Source organism: Moraxella lacunata (genome assembly GCF_002027545.1).
GTDB classification, from domain to species: Bacteria; Pseudomonadota; Gammaproteobacteria; order Pseudomonadales; family Moraxellaceae; genus Moraxella; species Moraxella lacunata.
Genome location: NZ_MXAN01000128.1, coordinates 6,626 through 11,595, shown reverse-complemented (window position 1 = coordinate 11,595; position 4,970 = coordinate 6,626). Strand labels below are relative to the sequence as shown.

3 protein-coding genes are annotated in these 4,970 nt (G+C 45.1%); all 3 read right to left on the bottom strand.

What is annotated here, in order from left to right; translation table 11 throughout:
• Nucleotides 1–167 precede the first annotated feature (167 nt).
• Nucleotides 168–536 carry a 50S ribosomal protein L19 gene (gene rplS, locus B5J94_RS13540; protein ID WP_062501004.1) on the bottom strand — a complete coding sequence of 123 codons (369 nt, stop codon included), beginning with the start codon at nt 534–536 and terminating at the stop codon, nt 168–170.
• A 156-nt stretch (nt 537–692) separates the two neighbouring features.
• On the bottom strand, nt 693–2,537 hold the full coding sequence (gene glmS / locus B5J94_RS13535; protein WP_062501002.1) for a glutamine--fructose-6-phosphate transaminase (isomerizing): 1,845 nt from the start codon (nt 2,535–2,537) through the stop codon (nt 693–695).
• A gap of 129 nt (nt 2,538–2,666) precedes the next feature.
• The coding region (locus B5J94_RS13530) for an acetate and sugar kinases/Hsc70/actin family protein (RefSeq protein WP_211271103.1) at nt 2,667–4,970 on the bottom strand (2,304 nt) is incomplete at its 5' end.

Genomic DNA, 4,970 nt, shown 5'->3' with positions numbered 1-4,970 from the left:
TTGTGGTAATTTTAAAATTTTGTGACTATATATCTTGAAATAGCACCTTTGTAGGAGCGTGCTTACCACACCCACTGGTATATTTTAAAGTTAAAGGAATATAAAGCCAAACCACAAAAAACCCTGCCATGTCAGCAGGGTTTTGATTGGGTAAATCAGATAAGACATTAAGCGTCTTTTTTGGCACCCAATTTTTCTTTGATACGGGCAGACTTACCAGAACGCTCACGTAGGTAGTAAAGTTTAGCACGGCGAACATCACCACGACGCTTAACTTCGATGCCACCGATGATTGGTGAGTGTAGTTGGAATGCACGCTCAACACCCACACCGCTTGAAATCTTACGCACGGTGAAAGATGAGTTTAGACCACGGTTACGCTTAGCGATAACCACGCCTTCAAAGGCTTGCAGACGCTCTTTGTCGCCTTCTTGAACACGAACTTTAACCACAACAGTATCACCAGGGGCGAATGAAGGGTGGTCTTTTAGCTGTGATTGTTCGATTTGTTGAACTAGGGGGTGTTTGTTACTCATGGAATACTCCAATAAATGACATAGGCTCATACCTTTCTACATGGCTCAAAGGTCGCATATCATATCATCATCAGATTGAAAAGCTCAATCCACGTCCGAGCCACACGGACACATAAAACGGCTCATTATAATAAAAAGCCAAACAAAAATCAAGGGTTATTCCACCGTTACCGATTTGGCAAGGTTACGGGGTTTATCCACGTCCGTGCCACGCACCAAGGCGACATGATAGGAGAGCAGTTGCACGGCAATGGTATGGACAATAGGCGATAACACTCCGATATGGCGTGGCGTGCGAATGACGTGTACGCCGTCTGTTTCGGTAAAGTCGCTGTCAAGGTCGGATAAGACAAACAGCTCGCCACCCCTAGCTCCAACTTCTTGCATATTGGCTTTGACCTTATCAAGCAGTTTGTCATTGGGGGCGATGACCACCACGGGCATATTCTCATCAACCAGAGCCAAAGGACCGTGCTTTAACTCGCCGGCAGGATAGGCCTCGGCATGGATATAGGTCAGCTCTTTTAATTTTAACGCCCCCTCTAAGGCAATCGGATAATGAATGCCACGCCCCAAATATAATGCAGACGGCTTGGTGGCGAATTCTTTTGCCCATACGGCAAGCTGTGGCTCCAAGTTTAAGGCGTGCTGTATACTCCCTGGTAATTGGCGTAAATCGTCAGCGTAATTTACCAATTCATCATCAGACACATACCCACGCAGTTTGCCAAGTGTCACTGCCAACCCAAACAAAATCACAAGCTGAGTGGTAAATGCCTTAGTGCTTGCTACACCAATCTCCGCCCCTGCTCGGGTATAAATAGCAAGCGTGCTGGCTCGGGGCAAGGCAGATTCTAGCACATTACAGATAGATAGACTATATCCATGCCCTTGAGCTTGGGCGTATTTTAGGGCTTCCATCGTGTCGAGTGTTTCTCCCGACTGGCTAATCGTAATGATGAGCTCATCAGGGTCAGCGATGACATCACGGTAGCGGTATTCACTGGCTATCTCCACATCAGTACGGATTTTGGCGATAGACTCTAGCCAATATTTGCCCGTGAGTGCCGAATAATAAGACGTGCCACACGCTAGGATTTTAATGCCTTTAATTTTTGAGAAAATCTCTGGGGCATGCTCGCCAAAATTCTCTGGCACAAAACCACCATCTAGGAAAATCTCTGCCGTATCCGCCACCGCTTTTGGCTGTTCATAAATCTCTTTTTGCATAAAGTGGCTATACCCACCCAACTCCAAACTTGCCAATGACAGCTCGGACGTTTTTACCGCACGCTCGGTTTTATCGCCATTTTTATCAAGGAGCATGTCAATGCCGTTAGCGGATAACAACGCAATATCGCCATCTTCTAAATAAGTGACTTTACGGGTAAAGGCAATGACTGCCGACACATCGGATGCGATAAATACTTCTTCATCGCCAAATGCCACAAGGAGCGGACAGCCCATGCGAGCCACCACCATATGAGCAGGGTCATCATGGCATATCACGGCAATGGCAAATGCCCCATGAAAACGACTACACGCTGTTTGCACCGCACGGTACAAATCTTTGCCGTTATTTTCGTATTCGTGGCGGACGCTGTGAGCGATGACTTCGGTGTCGGTTTGCGATTCAAATTCATAACCCAACGCTTCTAGGCGGATGCGTTCGGCTTCAAAGTTTTCAATAATGCCGTTATGCACCACCGAGATGAGCCCGCCCGAGATATGTGGATGAGCATTTGGCTCGGTCACACCGCCATGCGTTGCCCAGCGGGTGTGTCCGATGCCGATATGACCCGTCAGTCCTTTTTGTTTGACCGCTTCTTCCATGAGAGCGACACGCCCCACACGACGAACTCGTTTAATCTTTTGTTCGCTCTCGCTATACACCGCAATGCCTGACGAATCATAGCCACGATATTCTAGGCGTTTTAGCCCGTCTGTTAAAAAATCCACCACATTGGCATGGGCACGAATTGCCCCAACGATACCGCACATATTAATTCCTTAGTATCTGGTTGATATTACAATGACAAAGATTGCCACAAAAAGCCCTACTCCAAATCGTTAGGTAAGGCGTGTATTATAGCAGGTTTGGTATTTATATAACACCAAACCTACTTAGCTTTACAATTTCAAATCAATTTGGCATACGGTCTGTATCTCTTGCTCCATACCTTTTGCCAAACCAATCTCTATCCTGTTAGGGCTGATAATACGAGCAAACACTGTCTTGCCTTGATTGTCGCTACCAGAGAAATCCAAATTTTGCTCACGCAGACCTGACGTACCACGCATCATACTCTCATCAATCTCTGCCTGTGCGTGCGTGGTGTATAGCAGTGGGAATATTCCTTGGCGTATCCGCCCCAGCTCTTTCCACTCGCCATAACTATCGCCACGCTTGATGCCTGCCACGAATTTATCACGGCGGTGCGAACCCACATAAAACTGAAACGAGTTATCTCCATTGGCTTGATTGGCATGATTGATGACTTTTAGGCTCTCACCAGGTGCTATTTTTAACAAGCCTAATGCCACGCCTGTTTTTGTGTTCGGCTTAAATAAATTATCAAAATGAGATTCCATGACTGGGTGAATCTCCCATCTTTGCAAATCATCATTATAGTCAAATATTTTATTAAATTCCTTGTCAAATAAGTCTCCCAATCTTTTTGAGCCTTCATTCTCCAATAAATCCAAAAATCCTTGTACGATACGAGAACGACTAGAATTCCCGCCCAATAAAACATGCACAACCTCAGGCATTTTACCTTGCTGTTTGTCAAATGATGACTTCATTGCGGTGGCAAAACCTATCAAGCCCTGCAAGATACGCTCCTCTAAATAGCTTATTAGTTCCTCTTGATTGATGATAATTTCACAATCCACCTCCACGCCTTCACGGTTTAGTAATGCAAGAATCACCTTACCACTATCATACTCATCAATCTGACCTCGCTCCCATAAAGGACGTAGTTTTGACATCAACAGCGTGGTATTGGTGTAGGCAGACTGGGTCTGAGCAACCAGACGCTCCGAACCCACAAAATTAAATGCATCTATCGGCTTGGTAAAGGCGATGTTCTTTTTACGGCATTCATCTTGATTATCCTTAAATACCAAATATGCCATATTTTCCAGTAAATTCTCACCGCCCAAGAACTTGTCGCCTGATGAACCAAAATGCTCAATCACATCATCAAAACCTGCATCATACTCCTCATCATCAGGTTCACGATAAATGCCATAATCAAAATCAGTCGTACCACCACCAAAATCAAACACCGCATAAGCCACACCCTCTTCGGTCGGCTCTATGTTCAAGGTGCGTAATGCAGCGGCGGCAAAAGCGGCAGGCTCTGATGCTAGCTCCTGCACCGAGAACTCGCCAAAACGCTCACCGTATAGTAGACTATCAGGCAGACTGCGTTGCAAGCCACGTCTAAATGATGCCAATATTTTTTGCTTGACTTCATTAGGATACGCCACAGGGAATGTCATGTAGTATTTTAGAAAAATACCCCGCTCTCGCCAGTTGATGTTCATACCCAAGAACCATGCATAAAGCTCAATCGGGTCAAGTGCTGGATAAGACTCGCCAAGCTGTATCGCCCGCCCTTTCACAGGGTTATACTCCGTTAAAGGCGAAAACTCATATTCATACTGATGTTTTTGGTCAATCACTCTCACCCTAGCCTCATCAGCACCACGCAACGCCCATTGTTTTAGGCGAGCAAACACACTGCCAACAATATCAGGGGCGGTATCATTGTTGCGAAAACGGGTGCGAGCCTCATGCGAACAATGCACCGTATTCCAATCCACGAGCGGACGATAACTCTCACTATGCCAATCAGATAATAACTGCTGAATGTCAAGAAATTCCAATACCGTTGGGTTTTCAAAGTCATTCTCATGAATCTCATGACGATTAAAATCGTTCGCTTGCATACCGATACGCAACAGCTCATCTCTACCGTCTTGCCGAATGGCAACCACCGTGCTACTTGTACCAAAATCAATCGCCACACTACCCGAACATATATCTAGCTCTGGATTTCTGGCACGCACAGAGTTCTCACTGCTCGCCTCTTGATAATGCTCATCAGGGGCATTTTTTGGTACATAAAACTCCCACATACCCTGCTCCAAATCCGTAAAGCGTAGAGTATCTAACTTAGGCAGACGAGTGGAGAAATAGTCAATATTTTGCCATATTTGTTCTATTGGTAAAGTTAGTTCATTTATTAAGAAATAATTTTGATACGCATTACAAAAAGCCACCGCTGTTTTAAGCTCTTCTGCCTGCTCACTTGTTATGACATTTGATGTTATTAGCCATTCTTTTTTTATACATTCATTAAAAAAATCCTCCACAGACTGACCTACAAAGTCTCTGTTTACTAACAGTAAATCTCTTTCCAAACT

Coding starts and splice junctions, on each gene's coding strand:
- rplS (WP_062501004.1), bottom strand. CDS start 536: ATGAGTAACAAACACCCCCTAGTTCAACAAATCGAACAATCACAGCTA.
- glmS (WP_062501002.1), bottom strand. CDS start 2,537: ATGTGCGGTATCGTTGGGGCAATTCGTGCCCATGCCAATGTGGTGGAT.